The sequence below is a fragment of the Desulfogranum aggregans genome (assembly GCF_055398265.1).
Window position 1 is genome coordinate 4,729,477 of record NZ_AP042447.1, and the last position, 18,416, is coordinate 4,747,892.

The 18,416-nt window shown below is 53.5% G+C and carries 17 protein-coding genes; 13 read left to right on the forward strand and 4 right to left on the reverse strand.

Going from position 1 to position 18,416, the window contains the following annotated elements; genetic code table 11:
- Positions 1 to 10: 10 nt before the first annotated feature.
- The 9 genes from trmD (at position 11) to ACZ52Z_RS20715 (ending at position 7,509) form a co-directional block, all read left to right on the forward strand.
- Positions 11 to 769, forward strand: coding sequence for a tRNA (guanosine(37)-N1)-methyltransferase TrmD (trmD, locus tag ACZ52Z_RS20675; protein WP_464268664.1), 759 nt, complete (start codon positions 11 to 13; stop codon positions 767 to 769).
- Positions 766 to 1,368 (forward strand): RNA methyltransferase, encoded by a 603-nt coding sequence (locus ACZ52Z_RS20680; RefSeq protein ID WP_464268665.1) that lies wholly within the window; start codon positions 766 to 768, stop codon positions 1,366 to 1,368. Before trmD ends, ACZ52Z_RS20680 begins: the two co-directional genes overlap by 4 nt.
- Positions 1,369 to 1,492: 124 nt before the next feature.
- Positions 1,493 to 1,840 (forward strand): 50S ribosomal protein L19, encoded by a 348-nt coding sequence (gene rplS / locus ACZ52Z_RS20685; RefSeq protein ID WP_464268666.1) that lies wholly within the window; start codon positions 1,493 to 1,495, stop codon positions 1,838 to 1,840.
- Positions 1,841 to 2,048: 208 nt separating this feature from the next.
- Positions 2,049 to 2,762, forward strand: a complete 714-nt coding sequence (locus ACZ52Z_RS20690; RefSeq protein WP_464268667.1) for a ribonuclease HII — start codon at positions 2,049 to 2,051, stop codon at positions 2,760 to 2,762.
- A gap of 168 nt (positions 2,763 to 2,930) precedes the next feature.
- Positions 2,931 to 3,320, forward strand: coding sequence for a YraN family protein (locus ACZ52Z_RS20695; protein ID WP_464268668.1), 390 nt, complete (start codon positions 2,931 to 2,933; stop codon positions 3,318 to 3,320).
- Positions 3,317 to 4,354 carry a 4-hydroxythreonine-4-phosphate dehydrogenase PdxA gene (pdxA, locus tag ACZ52Z_RS20700; protein WP_464268669.1) on the forward strand — a complete coding sequence of 346 codons (1,038 nt, stop codon included), beginning with the start codon at positions 3,317 to 3,319 and terminating at the stop codon, positions 4,352 to 4,354. The genes ACZ52Z_RS20695 and pdxA overlap by 4 nt, the downstream gene beginning before the upstream one ends.
- A gap of 2 nt (positions 4,355 to 4,356) precedes the next feature.
- Positions 4,357 to 4,959 (forward strand): dTMP kinase, encoded by a 603-nt coding sequence (tmk, locus tag ACZ52Z_RS20705; protein WP_464268670.1) that lies wholly within the window; start codon positions 4,357 to 4,359, stop codon positions 4,957 to 4,959.
- Positions 4,952 to 6,700 carry a tetratricopeptide repeat protein gene (locus ACZ52Z_RS20710; RefSeq protein WP_464268671.1) on the forward strand — a complete coding sequence of 583 codons (1,749 nt, stop codon included), beginning with the start codon at positions 4,952 to 4,954 and terminating at the stop codon, positions 6,698 to 6,700. The genes tmk and ACZ52Z_RS20710 overlap by 8 nt, the downstream gene beginning before the upstream one ends.
- Positions 6,697 to 7,509 (forward strand): hypothetical protein, encoded by an 813-nt coding sequence (locus ACZ52Z_RS20715; RefSeq protein ID WP_464268672.1) that lies wholly within the window; start codon positions 6,697 to 6,699, stop codon positions 7,507 to 7,509. The genes ACZ52Z_RS20710 and ACZ52Z_RS20715 overlap by 4 nt, the downstream gene beginning before the upstream one ends.
- Positions 7,510 to 7,516: 7 nt before the next feature.
- Here the strand turns inward: ACZ52Z_RS20715 and ACZ52Z_RS20720 are convergent, their stop codons facing one another.
- Positions 7,517 to 8,506, reverse strand: a complete 990-nt coding sequence (locus ACZ52Z_RS20720) for an AMIN domain-containing protein (protein ID WP_464268673.1) — start codon at positions 8,504 to 8,506, stop codon at positions 7,517 to 7,519.
- 127 nt (positions 8,507 to 8,633) lie between these two features.
- Here ACZ52Z_RS20720 and ACZ52Z_RS20725 point away from each other — a divergent pair, with 127 nt between their 5' ends.
- From ACZ52Z_RS20725 to ACZ52Z_RS20740, 4 genes are all read left to right on the forward strand, one after another.
- Positions 8,634 to 11,171, forward strand: a complete 2,538-nt coding sequence (locus ACZ52Z_RS20725) for a TIGR03960 family B12-binding radical SAM protein (protein WP_464268674.1) — start codon at positions 8,634 to 8,636, stop codon at positions 11,169 to 11,171.
- Between the two features lie 221 nt (positions 11,172 to 11,392).
- Positions 11,393 to 12,736: a TrpB-like pyridoxal phosphate-dependent enzyme gene (locus tag ACZ52Z_RS20730; RefSeq protein WP_464268675.1), complete on the forward strand. Its 1,344-nt coding sequence runs from the start codon at positions 11,393 to 11,395 to the stop codon at positions 12,734 to 12,736.
- A gap of 24 nt (positions 12,737 to 12,760) precedes the next feature.
- Positions 12,761 to 14,017, forward strand: coding sequence for a D-alanyl-D-alanine carboxypeptidase/D-alanyl-D-alanine-endopeptidase (locus ACZ52Z_RS20735; protein WP_464268676.1), 1,257 nt, complete (start codon positions 12,761 to 12,763; stop codon positions 14,015 to 14,017).
- A gap of 100 nt (positions 14,018 to 14,117) precedes the next feature.
- Positions 14,118 to 15,050 (forward strand): DnaJ C-terminal domain-containing protein, encoded by a 933-nt coding sequence (locus ACZ52Z_RS20740; protein ID WP_464268677.1) that lies wholly within the window; start codon positions 14,118 to 14,120, stop codon positions 15,048 to 15,050.
- A gap of 69 nt (positions 15,051 to 15,119) precedes the next feature.
- Here ACZ52Z_RS20740 and ACZ52Z_RS20745 read toward each other — a convergent pair whose 3' ends face one another.
- The 3 genes from ACZ52Z_RS20745 to ACZ52Z_RS20755 form a co-directional block, all read right to left on the reverse strand.
- Positions 15,120 to 16,301 (reverse strand): aminotransferase-like domain-containing protein, encoded by a 1,182-nt coding sequence (locus ACZ52Z_RS20745; protein WP_464268678.1) that lies wholly within the window; start codon positions 16,299 to 16,301, stop codon positions 15,120 to 15,122.
- A 48-nt stretch (positions 16,302 to 16,349) separates the two neighbouring features.
- Positions 16,350 to 16,886: a 3-isopropylmalate dehydratase small subunit gene (locus ACZ52Z_RS20750; RefSeq protein ID WP_464270831.1), complete on the reverse strand. Its 537-nt coding sequence runs from the start codon at positions 16,884 to 16,886 to the stop codon at positions 16,350 to 16,352.
- 129 nt (positions 16,887 to 17,015) lie between these two features.
- Entirely contained in the window at positions 17,016 to 18,299 is a 1,284-nt protein-coding gene (locus tag ACZ52Z_RS20755; RefSeq protein WP_464268679.1) for a 3-isopropylmalate dehydratase large subunit, read from the reverse strand.
- Positions 18,300 to 18,416: the final 117 nt, after the last annotated feature.

Here is an 18,416-nt window from a genome sequence, read left to right on the forward strand (position 1 = left end):
GTCGCGGCGTATGATTTTTGACATTCTCACCATTTTTCCCGAGTTCTTTGACTCACCCCTGCAGGAAGGCATCCTGCGACGGGCGCAGAGCATGGGAAAGATCGGGGTGCACATACATAACATACGTGACTATGCCCTGGATCGCCATAAAATGACCGATGATCGGCCTTTTGGCGGTGGCGAGGGGATGGTGATGAAGCCTGAGCCACTGGCAGCCTGTATCGAGGGGATACGCGTTCGTCGGAAAGAATGCAAAATAATCGCCTTATCTCCCCGAGGCCGCCTGTATAACCAGCGGGTTGCAGAAAGGCTGGCAACACTTACAGGGATAGTTTTGGTCTGTGGCAGGTATGAGGGGATAGACCAACGGTTCACCGATGAGTACGTTGATGAAGAAATCTCCATAGGAGACTACGTACTGACCGGAGGAGAGTTGGGGGCCATGGTAATGGTGGATTCCATTACCCGGCTACTTCCCGGTGTGCTTGGGTGCAGCGATTCAGCGGCCAACGATACGTTCAGTCGAGGGTTGTTGAAGCATTCTCAGTATACCAGGCCCAGACAGTTCCACGGACGATCGGTTCCTGCACCGCTGCTCACCGGCAACCATGGGACGATCGAGAGGTATCGTTTTGTTGAGTCGGTAAGGCTGACGCTGGAGAGGCGCCCTGACTTGTTGATCGGCACAACATTCTCCGCTCGGGAGGTTGCCCTCCTCCAGGAGGCGGGGTTGTATGATTCTGTGAGTGGCGCCAGGGAAAACGTATGACCACAGCGGAAGCGGTGCAGATTGATGTCGCTCTTGTTCATGCACCGGTTGTGAATCGCAATGGAGAAGTCATTGGGTCAGCTGTAACCAACCTCGACCTGCATGACATTGCCAGGGCAGGTAAAACGTATGGAGTTGATACCTATTGGGTGGTCACTCCGTACAGTGAACAGCAGACACTGGTACGGCAGATTATTGAGCACTGGACCCAGGGGCATGGGGCCAAATCCGCCACTGACAGGGCAGCCGCACTTTCAATCGTGCAGGTTGTTCACGATGTGGAAACAGTCATCGCCCGTTCTACCCAACGTTTTGGGAGGCGGCCATTAGTACTTGCTACCTGTGCTGCCGAAAAGGATAACCAGCTTCCCTATGGGACGGTAAGAGAGCGGATGTTGGAGGGCGAACCAGTGTTATTGCTCTTCGGCACAGCCTGGGGCCTTGCCCCGCAAGTGATGGAAGTTGCTGACGCAGTGCTGCCCCCCATTCGAGGTGTGGGTGCGTTTAACCATTTATCCGTACGTTCGGCCGTGTCAATAATTCTTGACAGACTGACTGGAGAAGGTATTAAGCAGCAAACAGCTTTATTAACTAACTGAAACAGAACCATTATACCTACAGTATCTGGTATGAAGAGTCTTAGAGTGGATGATTTGGAGGCATCCTTCGGGTGAACCTGCTTTTTCCAACAGCAGCACTGGCCCGTAAATCACAAAGATGGCAATGAATATTTTAGATAAGATTGATATGGAGCAGATGCGCTTTGACATCCCCGAATTTCGCCCCGGCGACACGGTCAAAGTACACATTCGTATTGTCGAAGGAACCAAAGAGCGTGTACAGGTCTTTCAGGGCGTGGTAATCAAGCGCAAGCGTGGAAAAATGAATGCGACCTTCACGGTAAGGAAAATATCCCACGGTGTGGGCGTGGAAAAGACCTTTGCCCTGCATTCGCCCCGACTGGAAAAAATCGAGGTTGTCACCCGCGGCAGGGTACGGCGCTCACGCCTCTACTATCTGCGCGCCCGTCGCGGCAAGGCTGCACGTATTCGTGAGCGAGGCATTGTTTAATAAGCCTTTACTCTCCCACCCATACTCGAGGTTTGTAACTGTATTCGTCCTGCACCGCCTCTTGTCGTGCAGGACGAATGGTTTTCCTCAGGGTTCATTTCAGCTGCCCGCCGATGCCGTTGCCGAAACAAGCATTGGCCCGCCGTGTACCGGAACGGCGGGCATCGGCTGGTCTGTTGCACAAAAGTGAGGTGAATGGAGAAACGCTATGCGCTGCCCTTCATTACCCTCGCTTTTTTCTTTCCCCCCTTCTGTTGAAGGCGATCCGTGGCAGTATGAGCGATTTCTCCATGCCCATGGTGTGGGCACGGTTGCCGGGGTAGACGAGGCCGGAAGAGGACCGTTGGCCGGTCCGGTCGTGGCCGCCTGCGTTGTGTTGTCCGATCAGGACCCGTACATCCCTTATCAAGACTCCAAAGCCCTTACCGCTGGTCAACGTGATCAACTCTATGGAGACCTGCTCCACTCCTCTGCTATTTTCGGGATTGGCATCGCCGATCCCCGCGATATCGAACAGTATAATATTCACCAGGCGTCGTTGCGGGCCATGCGGTCAGCGGTTAAGGTCTGTCAGGAGAAGCTGGCCTCTGAGGAGATAGGTTTCTTGCTGGTGGACGGAAAATTTGAAGTGCCGTTCCCGGTACCGCAAAAACCGCTTGTAAAAGGTGAATCAAAAAGTTGCTCCATCGCTGCGGCTTCCATTGTAGCCAAGGTGACCCGGGATCGAATGATGGCCTCCTTCCATGAGCAGTATCCCCACTATAATTTTATCCACAACCAGGGATACCCTACCAGGGAGCATCGCGAGGCTATTCGTCGGTATGGTATCACTCCCCTGCATCGGCGAACCTTCAAGGGGGTTCGTGAGCACTGCAGGGAAAAGATGTCGCTGCAATCGCCTGAGCAAAACAGATTGTGGTAGGCTTATGCACACCATTTGGAAAGGTTCAGCAAAAGCCGTTTGTTCACTGTCCCAATGGACTGGCCATTGTTTTGATCTCTCCCGATGGAAGCCATTTTCGACCTCCACAGGAGAGGCAACATGGTGCTCAGCCGTTGCTGCATACCATCCCAGATCAGAGGGTGCAGTATGAAATTTTTACGATCAAAGCTGAACACCACCCACTTCGGTCGTCGGGGAGAGAGGATTGCTGCTGAATTTTTGCGCCGTCAAGGGTATGCCATCCTTGCCCAAAATTATCGGAAGCGCTGCGGAGAAGTGGATATTGTTGCCCGTGATGGTGATACGTTGGTGTTTGTCGAGGTGAAGACCCGCTCTTCAACCATCTTTGGTAAAGGATACGAAGCGGTGGATTACAGAAAACAGCGAAAGTTGACGCGCATTGCTGAGGAGTATCTCGTGCGCCATGATCTCTGCACAAGTCCTGCCCGTTTTGATGTCATATCAGTACACCTTGCTTCTGGCGGGGATTCCACGGTTCACCATATTCCCAATGCATTTGAAAGTACGTCACTATGAAGACCTATGACGGCCCGCCTCGGAGGCCAACTCAGCCGCTCGCTCTTACCATGGGGTGCCCGGTAGGCATCGGGCCCGAGTTGGTTGTCCGCTGTGTGACCGGAAACAAGCGCCCGCAGCAGCAACGGATTGTCGTGGTGGGCGATCCGCATATCCTTGCCGGGACGGCGAGGGACATGGGCGTCACTGCGGAATTTCGTGTGTGGAAACCAGGCGATAGATTTCCCAGCGGCGTCGTGCCGGTATTTTCGGTATCGCAACTCCGCTATGATTCTGCGCGATGGGGGCAACCCGATCAGTCAACCGGTGCGGCTACTGCACAGTATATCGAAGCAGCTGTTCGGCTAACCCTGGATGGACATACCTCGGCCCTGGTTACCTGCCCCATCTCCAAGTATAGTTTACACCTTGCCGGTTACCCTTTTCCTGGTCATACGGAGATGTTGGCCAGCCTGACCGGCACCAGCCGATACCGAATGATGATGGCCGGGTCTCGTTTGAAAGTGATACTCGTGACAATCCATGAGCCCCTGGAGAAGGTGCCATCGCTGCTAACCCAATCCTCTGTCATCGATTGTATTGCCATGACCGTCGACGCGCTGACGCGTGATTTTGGGATGAGCCGTCCTCGTGTTGCCGTTGCTGCCTTAAACCCTCATGGCGGAGAAAAAAATATGTTTGGCGATCAGGAGCAGCACATCATCGCACCAGCGGTGGAGGCAAGTAGAAATCTGGCAGAGGTGACGGGACCCTGGCCGCCTGATACTGTTTTCCATATGGCTGCTGCAGGGCATTTCGATGCGGTTGTTGCCATGTATCACGATCAGGGGTTAATTCCTTTCAAGCTCCTCCATTTTGAGGATGGGGTGAATGTGACCCTGGGCTTGCCACTGGTTCGAACCTCTGTTGATCATGGCACGGCCTATGATATCGCAGGCAGGTGGAAGGCTGATCCACGGAGTCTGACTGCTGCTATGGACATGGCAGATGAAATTGTCGGTCATCGCCGCAGGTTCCAACAGAGACAGGGATAATAATGTTGATTGCAATTGAAGGAATAGACGGAACCGGAAAGACCAGCCAGGTTCAATCTCTTGGGGCGTATCTGCAGGCGAAAGGAATGGAGGTGGTCGTCACCAGGGAACCCACAGATGGCCCCTATGGTCAACGAATCCGGGCATTATATACCAATCGGCAGGCGGCGAGCCCTGAGGAGGAACTGGAACTGTTTATCGCCGACAGGCGGGAGCATGTCGCTGATTGCATCCAACCGGCACTCAGTCGGGGAGCGGTGGTTGTTACCGATAGATATTACTACTCCACTGCTGCCTATCAAGGAGCGAGGGGTGCTGATCCCCAAGAGATATTCCGGCGCAATCGTTTTGCCCCTGTCCCTGACCTGGTCCTTTTGCTTACCCTGGATATTGAAAGCAGTCTGCGTCGGATCCGGGAGCAGCGGCAGGAAACGCTCAATGATTTTGAGCGTGCTGAGCAGCTGGCAAAGGTTGCAGCGCTTTTCTCCGCTTTTGATGATCCGGCAATCGTGCGTATCGATGCCTCAGGATCGTTCGAGGAAGTTGAGCAGCAGATCAGGAAAACGGTTGATCAACGGATAAATCGCTGCCAGGAGCATGCATGAGCTGATGGGCGCTGGTATTTTCCGAACATTTTTCTGCGGACTCTGCATGCTGTTGCTGTTGCTGCAGGCAGGATGCTCGTCCATTGGCCGTTCAGTTTCGTCTAGCGGGACGACTCCCGAACAGCCGGAAGTGGAGGAGGCGGATTACGGGTGTGCCTACTTTTATTATCTCTGGGGACGCTATGCGGAATTGAATCTCCGCTTTCCCGAAGCTCTTGCCGCTTATGAAAAGGCGCTTATCTGTGATCCCGGCGGGGACTCTATCCGCAATAAAATTCCTCTGCTGCTCCTCCGAATGGAGCGTTATGAAGAGGCAATTGCCTTGCTAGAGACCTACCTGGCAGAGACACCGAACAGCCTGGAAATGTGGCAACTGCTTGCCAGGGCCTTTTTACGGCAGAATAAAAGGGAGCAGGCCATCCAGCAGTACACCTCCATGATCGATCGTTTTCCGGAAAGTCCTGTCCCCAGGTTACTCCTTGGCGAGGTATATTATTCCAGCAAGCAGTATGAGCAGGCCAAGGTTACTGTTGCACCCGTACTGGACATGGCAACCGGGACGCTGCGTGCTCATCTGCTGCTGGCTAGGATTAACCAGCGTCTGGAGAATAATCAGCAGGCAATTCTGCATTATACCCGAGTAGTACGTGAGCAATGGTCTGCTGAAATAATGATGGAGATCGGTAAGCTGCATCTGCGTGAACATCAATATGCCGAGGCAACAGCAGCCTACCAGCAGATTCTTGACCGGGACCGGGGAGACAGGGATGCACTGGTTGCCCTGTTTCATCTCTACCAGTTGACCGACAACAAGGAGATGGCCGTACAGGTTTTGGAGACTTTGCGAACTGTTTCCGAATATCCCTGGCGGGTTGACCTGACCTTGGCAAGGGTTCTTATGCAGCAGGAACAATTTTCCGAGGCGGCTGTCCTGCTGGAAAGGATTCTTACCGTGGAGGAGCTGGCCGAGGCGAGATATCTTCTCGGGCAACTGTATGCACGAGAGAAAAAATATCCGCAGGCTCTTTATCAGCTGGAGCAGATACCGTTGCCTGATCAGTATGGAACCGATGCGTTGTTGCTCAAGGTCCATGTTTATCAGCAACTAGATCGCATCAAAGACGCTGTGGAACTGATGGAGAACATGGTTGACCGGCCTGAAGTCCGTTCAGCGGAGTTGTTTGCCGTCCTTGCCGCCCTGTATGAAATAGAGGGAGACCAACAACAGGTTGCGGTGACATATCGGCGGGGTATAGCCGCCTTTCCAGAGAGTGATGTCCTGTTGTATGAATACGGTATTTTTCACGAGAATACTGGCGATCGTACTGCTGCGCTCAAAATGATGCAGGAAGTGATACGCCTCAATCCCGAGCATGCAGCTGCGTTGAATTTTGTCGGTTACACCTGGGCCGATGATGGAACCAATCTGGAACAGGCCTTGGAGTACATCCGCAAGGCCGTGGAGCTTCAGCCTGATAACGGCTATATTCGTGACAGCCTAGGCTGGGTCTACTTTCGAATGGGTGACATCCGTCGGGCGATCGAGGAGCTGGAAAAAGCGGTGACCCTGTCGCCCGACGATCCAGCAATTTACGATCACTTAGGTGATGCCTATGCTGCAAATGCTGAGGAAGACAAAGCGATACGTGCCTATATGCGAGCGGTGGAGCTTTTTGACGACCAATCGGAAGAGCGGGATAAGGTCCAGGAAAAAATGGATCGCCTACAACAAAGACAATGATGCAGCGGTGGGTTGAGCGAAGTGTGGCCGGGGTGCTGCTGATGCTGTGCCTGTGGGGGTGCGGTCCCAAGGTCGTCCCTCTCCAGCCCCTTGACAGTGTGAGCCGAGATTTTGCAGACCGACTGTTGGCGCGATATAAGGAGCATGCTCAGCCACGCGCGGTTGACGCGGATATTCATCTGCGTTGGTCGGCCTGGACCAAGAGCGGCAATGTGGATGGAACCCTGCAGCTTGCTCCTCCCGCATCGCTTCGTTTAACGCTCCTTGATCCGCTTGGCCGCCCGGTGATGATACTGGTTGCCGACGGGCAGAATTTTACAGCAACAGACATTGGTTCCGCGACCGTTTATCATGGGCGGACTGGTTCGAAGACTTGGAGCAGGTATGTTCCGGAATCATTAAAGCCACAGGGGATGATTCCTCTGCTGGGAGGACATCTTCGTACCAGGGAATTGGAGTACGTCGGAGTCGGACGCACCGCTGAAAAGGGCGAAATCTGGTATCGCTTCAAGGAGAGGGGCGCAGAGGTGGAGCATCGGTTGCTGCTTGACCGTGAAGAGGCGCTCCTAAGGCGCTATCTGCTGCTTGATCGTTCAGGTGTGGCGGCAGTGGAAGTCGTGTATGAAAACTATCTTTCCCTCGCCCAAGGCCCCTACCGTTGGCCGCAGCGAATGACTGTCTCCGGTGACCAGGTCAAGGGAACGGTATCCCTGGAAGTGCAGCACGTACATGGTGTTGATGTGCTTGCGTCCGGGGTGTTTTCCCCGCCTCCATCACCGCCCCATTTTGACGTGGTGGAACTCCCATGACCTATTGCTATCCCTTTTCAGGGGTGGGAGGAGTGATGGTGTTGACGATAATAACAAAAAGGTTTTCCTCCTTGAAAAACACCTGCTGGAGGTCGTAATTGTTGTTCGGCTCCAGGTCAAGCACTACTCTGATCTTGTCCGGTTCTGTATGTTTGCCTACCCTGATTGCCTTGACATATTTCCCTTGGACATTGTTGATGCTGTTGACGCCATCTGCTAAACGCGTGTTGGAAAAATCGCACACAGCTCTGGGGAGCCCTTCTTCGACCCCGCGAACGATGGGCGGATAAAAGCCGTTGAGCTCAAAGAGAACCATTTCCCCTTTGTCTGAAGAAGTATCGAAAGATATTTTTTTCAGTAATGGCCCGGCAGATTGCTTCCTCTGATTGTCCTCGGCCTGTCGCTGCTGTGGGGCGGCTTCAGCCGATGGAGGTGAGTCGGGAACTGTTGGTGAGGCAGGAACTGCAGCCTGTTGGGCAGCTACAGGTTGCGTCGTTGCTTTTTCAGGGGCTGGAGAAGACTGAGGTTGCGGACTCGTCGCAGCGGGTGTGGCTGTTGCCTGTAGGGCCTTTTCCTCAAATGGGCTGGTGGAAACAGTAACAACCAGGTCGGACCCCTTTGACGCCCATTGTTGATCGAGAAAGATTTGGTCCGAGGTTGCCAAATCAAAAACCACCCTGGTCTTCGGAGCATCTCCCTTGTGCACCCCAACCCGGATACGTTGAATGATAGGGCCATTCAGGGTCGCCACTTGGTCAATGGTGCCGGTTGGAAAGACATTGGGGAAATCAAAGACCACCCTGGGCTTTTCACCTTTTAATGTGAATACTTTTGGACTATAGGGACCGGTGAGTTTGAAGGTGACCTGGTCTGCGCTTGATGACAGGTAGAGGTAATCAATGCTCGTGAGCAGCTGTTTGTCCGCTGCAGTTGCACTCTGGGGGGATGCCGGAACAAGGCAGCAGCAGAGAACGATGAAGGCATAAAAAATATTCATAATCATAGTCAGGTGACGTCGTTCTGCATTCGGTTGTGCACTATAAATCAACTAGGATAGCTCCCTTTTCTTTGTTTCTCCCTTTTGCGAGGTAGAGGAATTACAGCCTATAAAAGTTATAATGTCAATGAATAAACAGGTTAACGTTGAACAGATTCTTCCCCTGGTTCGTAAACCGGGGAGGTATATCGGTGGAGAAATCAATGCAGTCGACAAGCCCTGGTTGCCTGAGCAGCTGCATTATTGTCTACTCTTTCCAGATCTCTATGAGATTGGTATGTCGCACCAGGGACTGCAAATTCTCTATCATATTCTCAACCGACGGGACGATGCGCTTGCCCATCGATGCTTCATTCCTGATATCGATATGGAAGAGCAGTTGAGAGGGACAGGTATTCCTCTCTTTTCCCTGGAGCAGCGACGTCCTGTTGGTGCGTATGATGTCGTCGGGATTACCCTGCCATACGAATTGTGTTACACCAACATCCTGACCGCCCTTGACCTGGCCGGCATACCGTTTTATTCCAGGGATCGTGATGCCCGTTATCCGCTGGTTGTTGGTGGAGGTGCCGGTGCGTTCAATCCTGAGCCGGTGGCAGATTTTTTCGATGTCGTGGTCCTGGGGGACGGAGAAGAAGTAGTAGAGGAGTTGACAGAAGTGTTGCTCCGTTGCCGGAAGCGAGGAGATGATCGTGAGGCGGTACTGCAGGAGTGCATTCGGGTTCCAGGAGTGTATGTCCCTGGGTTGTTTCAGCCGCACTATCAGGGCGATACCCTTCAGCGGGTAGAGCCGCTGCAACGTGACTATACCTCGGTTCAGCGGAGGGTGCTGCCGTCTATGCAGTCCCCTGCACTTTTCGAAAAACCCTTGGTGCCGATCGTCAAACCGGTACATGATCGGCTGGCACTGGAAATTGCACGGGGCTGCACCCGCGGATGCCGATTTTGTCAGGCCGGTATGACCTATCGGCCCGTTCGCGAGCGTTCTCCGGAAGATATTCTTGCCATGGCTGAAGCCGGCATCAGGAACAGCGGTTTTGATGAAGTGGCGCTGCTTTCCCTGTCCACTGGAGACTACTCCTGCCTGGGAAGCCTGATGACCGTTCTCATGGATCGATTTGCCGAAGAATATGTATCTGTTTCCATGCCGTCCATGCGGGTCGGTACCCTGACTCCGGAAATTATGGATCAGATTAAGCGGGTACGGAAGACCGGGTTTACCGTCGCACCGGAAGCCGGAACCGATAGATTGCGCGAGGTGATCAACAAGGGTATTACCGAAGCAGACCTCCTTGCCACCTGTAGAGATGCCTTTGCTCTGGGGTGGAACCTGATAAAATTCTATTTCATGATCGGACTCCCCACCGAAAATGACGAAGACGTTGAAGCCATTGTCGAGCTTGCAAAAAAAGCCAGATTGGAGGCCGATGAAGGGAGAAGGAAAAAGGTAAACATTAATGTCAGTATAGGTACCTTCGTACCCAAGCCCCACACGCCTTTTCAGTGGGAAGAGCAGATATCGCGTGAGCAGTCGCGGGAAAAAATTAATCGGCTCAAGGAGATCCTCCCACGCAAGGGGTTTGCCCTCAAGTGGCATGAGCCCGATCAATCCTACCTGGAAGGCGTTTTTTCCCGTGGTGATCGGCGGCTGGCCGAGGTTATTGAGCAGGCCTGGCAAATGGGGGCTCGTCTTGATGGGTGGTCTGAACATTTCGATCTTGAACAATGGCAGGCAGCCGCTGCCGAGTGCGGCATCAATCTCGATCAGTACTTGCGGGCCCGCAGCCTGGAAGAGGTCCTGCCCTGGGATCATCTGCACAGTGGGGTTGATCGGCATTTCCTTGAACAGGAACTGACCCTGGCCAAACAGCAAAGCTACACCGAAGACTGCAGGAACACCGGGTGCAGACAATGTGGTCTGTGTGATTTCAAACAGGTCATGCCCCGGGTATACACCGGGCCGACTGAGAACATCTCTGGCAAACCGAGACAAGCACGCCGGAGGCTGGATGGTCCTGAACAGCCATTTATCTACCGGGTTCATTACTCCCGCCTTGGGGACAGCAGATTTTACGGGCACCTGGAAATATTACAGCTGCTTTTTCGTGCACTCCAACGAACAGGATGGCCGGTGCTTTTCTCCAAAGGGTTTAATCCCTCACCCAAGGTTTCTTTCAGCCCGGCCCTTCCGGTTGGGATCGAAAGTCAGGCCGAATATTTTTTCGTTGAACTTGGTGCCCCGCTTGGTTCGCTCTCCCAGGCAGTGGATGAGTTAAACAGGCAGCTGCCTCCGGCCATGGAAATACGAAGTATTGTGCAGGAGAAAAAGGTGTATCAGGCGAGTTGCCGCGCTACCTATACCATTATCGTGCAGGGTGTGAGTGGAGGGGAGCTCCGGCAGCGGGTCAGCAGCTTTCTTGCCAGGGATCGGGTGGTGGTCGAGCGCGTGCGCAAGCGGCGGCGAAGAGAATTGGATCTGCGTCCCCTGGTGGCATTGATGGAGGTGCAGGATTCCAGGCTGAGGGTGGATCTGCTGCATTACCACGGTCGGGCAGGAACTAATCCCAGAGAGATTCTTGAGCACGGTTTGGGGTTATCCCCTGACGTGGCGCTGCTCGCCCGGGTGTGCAAGCAGGCGGTGGAGGAAATCGAGACCCCGGCTTGAGAAATTGCTGACCATGTTGTACATTTGCCTTCTGCATTGGCGGATGCCGTCGTTGTGTTGCCGCGCGTCGGTCGGTGGGAAAACGATCTGCAGGCAAACGCAACCGCGTTGACCAGGAGTCGGCAAGCCCCATTTTTCATTCCGTTCATACTCAAGAATCAGTGAGGAATCCGCTTCTGCGTGGTCACTGATTCTGGATACTTTCATACTAAGGAGACGTCATGAAGAAGGTTGTCCTGCGTGAAGATGAGATGCCGACCAGATGGTATAATGTAGTTCCGGATATTCCCAATGGGCTGCAGCCGCCTCTAGACCCGGAAACCCTTGAGCCCATGGGACCGGAAAAGCTTTCAGCGGTTTTTCCGATGTCGCTGCTGGAGCAGGAGATGAGCCAGGAACGGTTCATCGATATTCCCCAGGAGGTGATGGAGGTGTACAAGATCTGGCGTCCCTCCCCCCTGGTGCGGGCAAGGAAACTTGAAGAGGCCCTCGGAACAAAGGCGAAAATCTTTTTTAAGAATGAAGGCGTTTCCCCTGTGGGCAGTCACAAGCCTAATTCTGCCGTGCCGCAAGCCTATTACAACATGCGCGAAGGCGTAAAGCGATTGGCCACTGAAACCGGAGCGGGCCAGTGGGGATCAGCGCTTTCTCTGGCTACGTCAAAATTCGGACTGGAGTGCAAGGTGTACATGGTCAGGGTCAGTTACGACCAGAAACCATACCGAAAGTTCATCATGCAGACCTATGGAGGAGAAATCGTCGCCAGTCCCAGCCAGGACACCCAAACCGGCAGGGCGATCCTTGCCCAGGCACCCGATTCCGACGGTTCACTGGGGATTGCGATTTCCGAAGCCCTGGAAGATGCGGCTACCCATGATGATACCAACTATGCACTCGGATCGGTTCTCAATCACGTGGTGCTGCACCAGTCCATCATCGGGCTTGAGGCAAAGAAACAGATGGAAATTGCCGGGGAATATCCGGATGTCATAGTCGGCTGCTGTGGTGGCGGATCAAATTTCGCAGGGTTGTTGGCGCCGTTTATCCCGGACTACCTGGAAGGAAAGAAGATAGAGTTTGTCGGGTACGAACCGGCTTCCTGTCCCACCATGACGGGCGGCAAGCTGGCATACGACTCAGGCGATGTCGCCATGATGACTCCGCTTTTGTATATGTATACCCTTGGGCATGATTTCATGCCGCCGGGCATTCATGCCGGCGGGTTGAGGTATCATGGGATGGCGCCCATCGTTTCCGCTTTGGTGAGAGACGACATCATCATTCCCCGCTCAGTACATCAGCTGGAATGTTTCGAGGCCGGGGTGCTGTTCGCCAAGACAGAGGGCATTATTCCTGCCCCGGAAACGACCCATGCCATACGTGGGGCGATTATCGAGGCCATGAAAGACCCTGAGGAACCTAAGACCATCCTGTTTAATTTTTCCGGACACGGACTGATAGATATGGCTGCCTATGACAATTATCTCACTGGTAAACTGCATGATTACGCCTTTCCTCAAGACGCCATAGACCAGTCTCTTGCAACCTTGCCCAAGGTCGAGTGACAGGGAAGAGCGTAGGTGGTATCGGTGGGGAATGTCTCGCTTGCGATTTTCCTGAGCCTGGGGCTGGTGTTTTTCTCTGGTTCCAGGCTGGCCTTTTCCGGTGTCTGCCGGGAATATGCGGAACTCATCACCAACGGCAGCTATGGCATTGCCGATCAGGAGGGTAACGTCATTGCCGGCTGTAACCTTGACAGTGCCTATATTCCCGCAAGTCTCATTAAAATTGTCACAGCATTGGCATCATTTCGTTTACTTGGAGCTGATTATCGGTTCGTGACCGAGTTTTATCTGGGCAAGGGAGGAGAACTGTATATACAGGGACGTGGCGATCCCCTGCTGCTTTCTGAGGATGTGAACGCCATTGTCAATGAGCTGCAGGCGCTGGGATTGCGCCATGTCAATGGACTGTATGTGGACCAGTCCCTGTTTACTCTGGATGGGCTGCCTCCCGGCAGTACCAACAGCGATAATGCCTACGATGCGCCGATTGCTGCTACTGCGGTTAATTTCAACAGTCTGCCGCTTCGCATCGGCAGCAGTGGTACAGTTGCCTCCGCCGAACCGCAAACGCCTTTTCTGCCCATGATGAAAGCAATGGCCAAAGGAAGGGGGCAGGGGAAGTATCGGCTCAACATCTGTACAGGGGGATGCCGACCGGCAACAGTTGCCGGTCGCTATGCCATCGAATTGTTTCAGGCGTTCATGAATGCTGCCGGAATAACGATAAGCAACGGCAGCGGCCTGAAGACTGTTCCGGCTGATGCGACCCTCCTATTCCGTTACCGCAACCCCCGTAAACTGGACGCCGTGGTCAGGAGTATGCTGCACTACTCCTCAAACTTCATTGCCAACCAGTTGTTTCTTACCTGCGGTGCTCAGGTTTTCGGTTACCCGGCAACCTGGGCAAAAGGTGAACGTGCTGTTCGCTCAACGCTTGCCGCAGCCTTAAGCGACGAGGGAACCTGGCAGATGGCAATTGTTGATGGTGCCGGGTTGTCAAGGCAGAACAGGGTGTCCGGACGGACCATGCTTCGTATTCTGCGCGTTTTCGCGCCCTACAGATCGTCGTTCAGAAGCTACAAAGGCGTCCATGCCAAGACCGGAACGCTTCAAGGTGTCTATAATTTTGCCGGTTACTTTGCCAGTGGCGACCCGTATGTGATCCTCCTTAACCAGGAACGCAATACCCGTTCACGCCTGCTCGATTGTCTGAAGAACAGACATCTGCACCCTGAGCTGACCGTATATCAGCGTGGTACAAAGAATGTACTCGACCACTAATCCCCGATAGACAATCTCGACATCAGGCTTATATTTTCACCATCAACATGCACGGTTAAGCACGACACATTCATTTAGGAACATAGAGTCAATACACGATATGGAGTACTATTCGACACTCGGAGTGGCAAAAACCGCCACTGCCGATGAAATAAAAAAGGCCTACCGAAAACTTGCCCTGAAATATCACCCGGACAAGAATCCGGGTAATGCTGAAGCAGAAAAAAAATTCAAGGAAATTAGTGAAGCCTATGCAGTGCTTTCTGATGCGGAAAAAAGGAAGCAGTACGACACCTTCGGGGCAACGGGTTTTCAGCAGCGCTACAGCCAGGAAGACATTTTTCGAGGGTTTGATGTCAATGATATCCTGCGGCAGTTTGGCTTTGGAGGTGCATCCTTTGGCGGCGGCGGATTTCACCAGGCCCGGCAAGGAGGAACCCCTTTTGAAACTTTTTTTAATTCCGGCAGACGGGGAGGGTGCGCAAATGGTGGCTGCGCTCCCCAGCCCGTAAAAGGACAGGACCTGACTTTTGAACTCTCTATTTCGTTGGCTGACGTGCTCAATGGTGCGGAAAAGATTATCAGCCTGCGTCAGAATGGTCGTCCCCGCAATGTAACGGTAAAGGTGCCCCAGGGGATCGAGGCCGGGAAAAGGCTGCGTCTCTCCGGAAAGGGCAATCCCTCCCCCAGCGGCGGACCTGCCGGGGATCTGTACCTGAAAGTGAATGTCGAGCATCACCCATCTTTTACGCGCAACGGTGACGACTTGATCCTGGAAAAGCGGATACCGTTTAGTCAGGCGTGTCTTGGAACAACCATCGAGGTGGAATCGCTGGAAGGCAAGAAATTCAACGTTAAGGTGCCTTCTGGAGTGCAGCAGGAAGCAAAGTTGCGCATCAAGGGGTATGGGTTGCCCAGCGGTCCGGGGGGCATAAGGGGTGACCTGCTCGTGAAGATTGCCATTCAGATTCCCAAACAACTTAACAAGGAACAGGAGGAGCTGATAAAAGCCCTTGCAGCCGTCTCCCTGTAAAAGCAGGTTGAGGAAAAAAGAAAGCGAGTAAAAGCGCCCTCTCTTTGGATAAAGGGGGGGCGCTTTTTTTTAACGGCTCAGCCGTTCAATGGCTTTTCCCAGGCGCCTGATGCCGGTGCGGATAGTTTCCGTGTCCATGCAGGAGAAATTAAGACGCAGGGTGTTGGTGTCCTCTCGGTTAAGATAGAAGGGCGTCCCTGGGACAAAAGCGACCTTTTCCTTCAGCGCCTGATGAAAGAGGGTCATGGAGGACATTTTTTCCGGCAAGGTTATCCAGAGGAACATGCCGCCATCGGGGTTGGTGTAGCGCACATCCGACGGAAAAAACTGGCGGATGCTTTCTACCATGACCTCTTTCTGGCTCCTGTAGGCGCGAATAATTTTTTGCACATGGGCATCCAGGTCATTTTCTCTCAGGTATTCGCACAGGATGCGCTGAGCAAGCGCATCTGTATGCAGATCCGCTGCCTGCTTGGCTATAAGAAGTTTTTCCATTTTGGATGGCGGAGCAACCAGCCACCCTATTCGCAGGGACGGGGCTATGGTTTTGGAGAAAGAACCAAGGAGAATGCATTGCTCCGGCAACAGCCGCAGGAAATTTTCACCCGGGGCGCCGGCAAAACGAAGATCACCGTAGGGGTCATCCTGGATAAGTGTGCACTGGGAGCTTGCGACACATTCGGCTACCTCCCTGCGATTGGTGGGGCTGTAAGAGATACCTGCGGGATTCTGAAAGTTGGGTACGGTGTAGAGCAGTTTGGCGCTGGCGGTGGCAAGAACGGCAGCCAACGCGTCACAATCCATTCCTTCTTCGGTGACTGTGACCTCATGAAAGCAAGGGCGATAAAGGGAAAACGCCTGGATGGCCCCCAGGTAGCCCGGGGTCTCGATAACCACATCGTCGCCACTGTTGATAAAGGTCTTGCCCAAGAGATCGAGCCCCTGCTGGGAGCCGGTGGTGATAAGGATATTTTCCGGAGGTACATCCAGTCCCTGTTTGGCGCGGTATCTTGAAGCGATATATTGTCGAAGGGGGAGGTATCCCTCGGAACTGGCATACTGCAGTGCATCCCTTCCGGCGGTGGTGAAGACCCGGTCGGCCGCCTGCCTGAGCTCTTCTACCGGAAACAGGTCGCGATTGGGCAGGCCTCCGGCAAAGGAGATGATGGAATCGTCCAAAGTGACTTTGAGTATTTCACGTATGAACGACTGGGGAACATCTGCTATTCTATCGGAAAAAAGAGTGTTCATGAGCGGTTTTGAGCTGGGGCTGTGCAGTGTAAGTGAAATTGGTGCAGGTCAATAATTTTTGTCGGCAAAGGTAAGCCAACCGCCGGCCTCGACCAGTTTTTTATCGAACGCGTTGAGGGTAAAGGAACAGTGCAGATCAGAAGTGCCTTCCGCATCACTGACCGCTGTCAGTTTTTCCTGTTCAAGGTCAACTGTTACCGTTACCGTTCCCGGCAGGGCGAAAAGCGCATCCAGGTCGGCTTGACCCAGTTCAACGGCAAGAATGCCGCAGTTGAACATATTTTGCCTGAATATACGGGCAAAGCTGCTGCCGATGACAAGGTTGATATCATTTACCTCCAGAGCCCATACGGCATGTTCTCGAGATGAACCGCAGCCGAAGTTGGAACGGGTGACGAGCACTGCCGCATCCTCAATTTCTTTCGCATGGGGATCAAAACGTTGGTTTTCGAGATGCAGGTCTTCGAGTAGGTGCGGTTTAAGGGCCTGCTTGGTGATTTCCGTCAGATATTTTGCCGGGATGATCTCGTCGGTGTTGATATCATCTCGATCGATAAAGGTTGCCTGGCCGCCAAAGCGTTTCATAGTCATATGCCTCATTGAGGTGAAAAGGATGGAGTTCTGCCCGATTAAATAACCGGGCTCAATCTGGTAAACGAGCAGCGAGCGAACAGGCCGCTGTCGTTTCGGGGCAACTGGTGATCGTGGTCGTTACTACCCAAGCTCCCGTGGATCGGTGATAACACCTGTTACCGCTGCGGCTGCTGCACTGGCCGGACTCATCAGGTGCACCATTCCGCCTTTGCCCATGCGACCGTTGAAGTTGCGATTTGTTGTTGAGGCACAGACCTCGCCTTCGGCAAGAACGCCACTGCTCATGCCAAGGCAGGCTCCGCAGGTTGGGTTGAGCACGCAAAAGCCGCTGTCCATGAATATTTTTATCAACCCTTCTTCCAGTGCCTGGGAATATATTGCCGGTGTCGCAGGCGTCAGGATGCCGCGAACACCAGGAGCAACGGTTTTACCCTGGAGAATGGCCGCCGCTTCACGGAGATCCTCAATCCTGCCGTTGGTGCAGCTGCCGATATAGACCTGATCGATTTTCGTGCCGGCAAGTTCGGCGATGTCCTTTACGTTGTCCGGCCGGTAGCCAAAGGTTGCCTGAGGCGTCAGGTCAGTGACGTCAATCTGCAGTTCCCCCGCGTAGCGGGCATCAGGGTCGGAGTGCCATTGGGCAAAGTCGTTGACCGCTTCTTCCTGGGAAGAATATTCGTTCTGGATAAACGGCCAGAGATAACGGGCTGTCTCCCCGTCGGGCATGCATATGCCGGAGGTAGCGCCGGCCTCTACGGCCATGTTGCACAGAGTCATCCGAGACGACATATTCATCTCGCCGACCACTGGTCCGCAAAATTCCATCACCATATCGGTCGCCCCATTGACAGACAGTTCCTTGATGATGCGGAGGATGATGTCTTTGGCAACCACTCCCGGCTGCAGGGTTCCGGTGATTTCAACTTTTAGTGACTGCGGGGCTCTGAAGGCGCACACGCCTTTAAGAATGCCTACCTCCAGATCGGTAGTGCCCACGCCGGCGGCAAATGCCCCGAATGCCCCGTGAGTGCAGGTATGGGAATCACCCATGATAACGGTATAGCCTGGGCGGATGAATCCTTTTTCTGGGAACAGCGCATGGCATACCCCGTTTTGGCCGACATCGAAGAAGTCCTCGATGCCGTGCCTCAGCGCCCAGTCACGCATGATTTTCCCCTGGGTTGCGGTCTTGCTGTCTTTGGCCGGCGTAACGTGGTCAATGACCGCCTTGATCTTTTTGGGATCACAGACCCGGTCCATTCCCTTTTCCATGAGGTCCATAATGGCTATGGGCGTGGTGATCTCATGGCACATGATCACGTCAATATCCAGCACCATGTTGTCTGGAGTGGGAGTGTCCCGTTTGTGGGCGGCAAATATTTTTTCAGTGATGGTTTGTCCCATGTGTATCTCCTGGAAGAATAGCGAAAAAAACTGTGCCCGCGAACGTTGAAGGTGCAGGCCGGGCCCAGTGGATGTTGCGTAATAGAGCAACAGTAATTACACAGAGACTGAAAATTC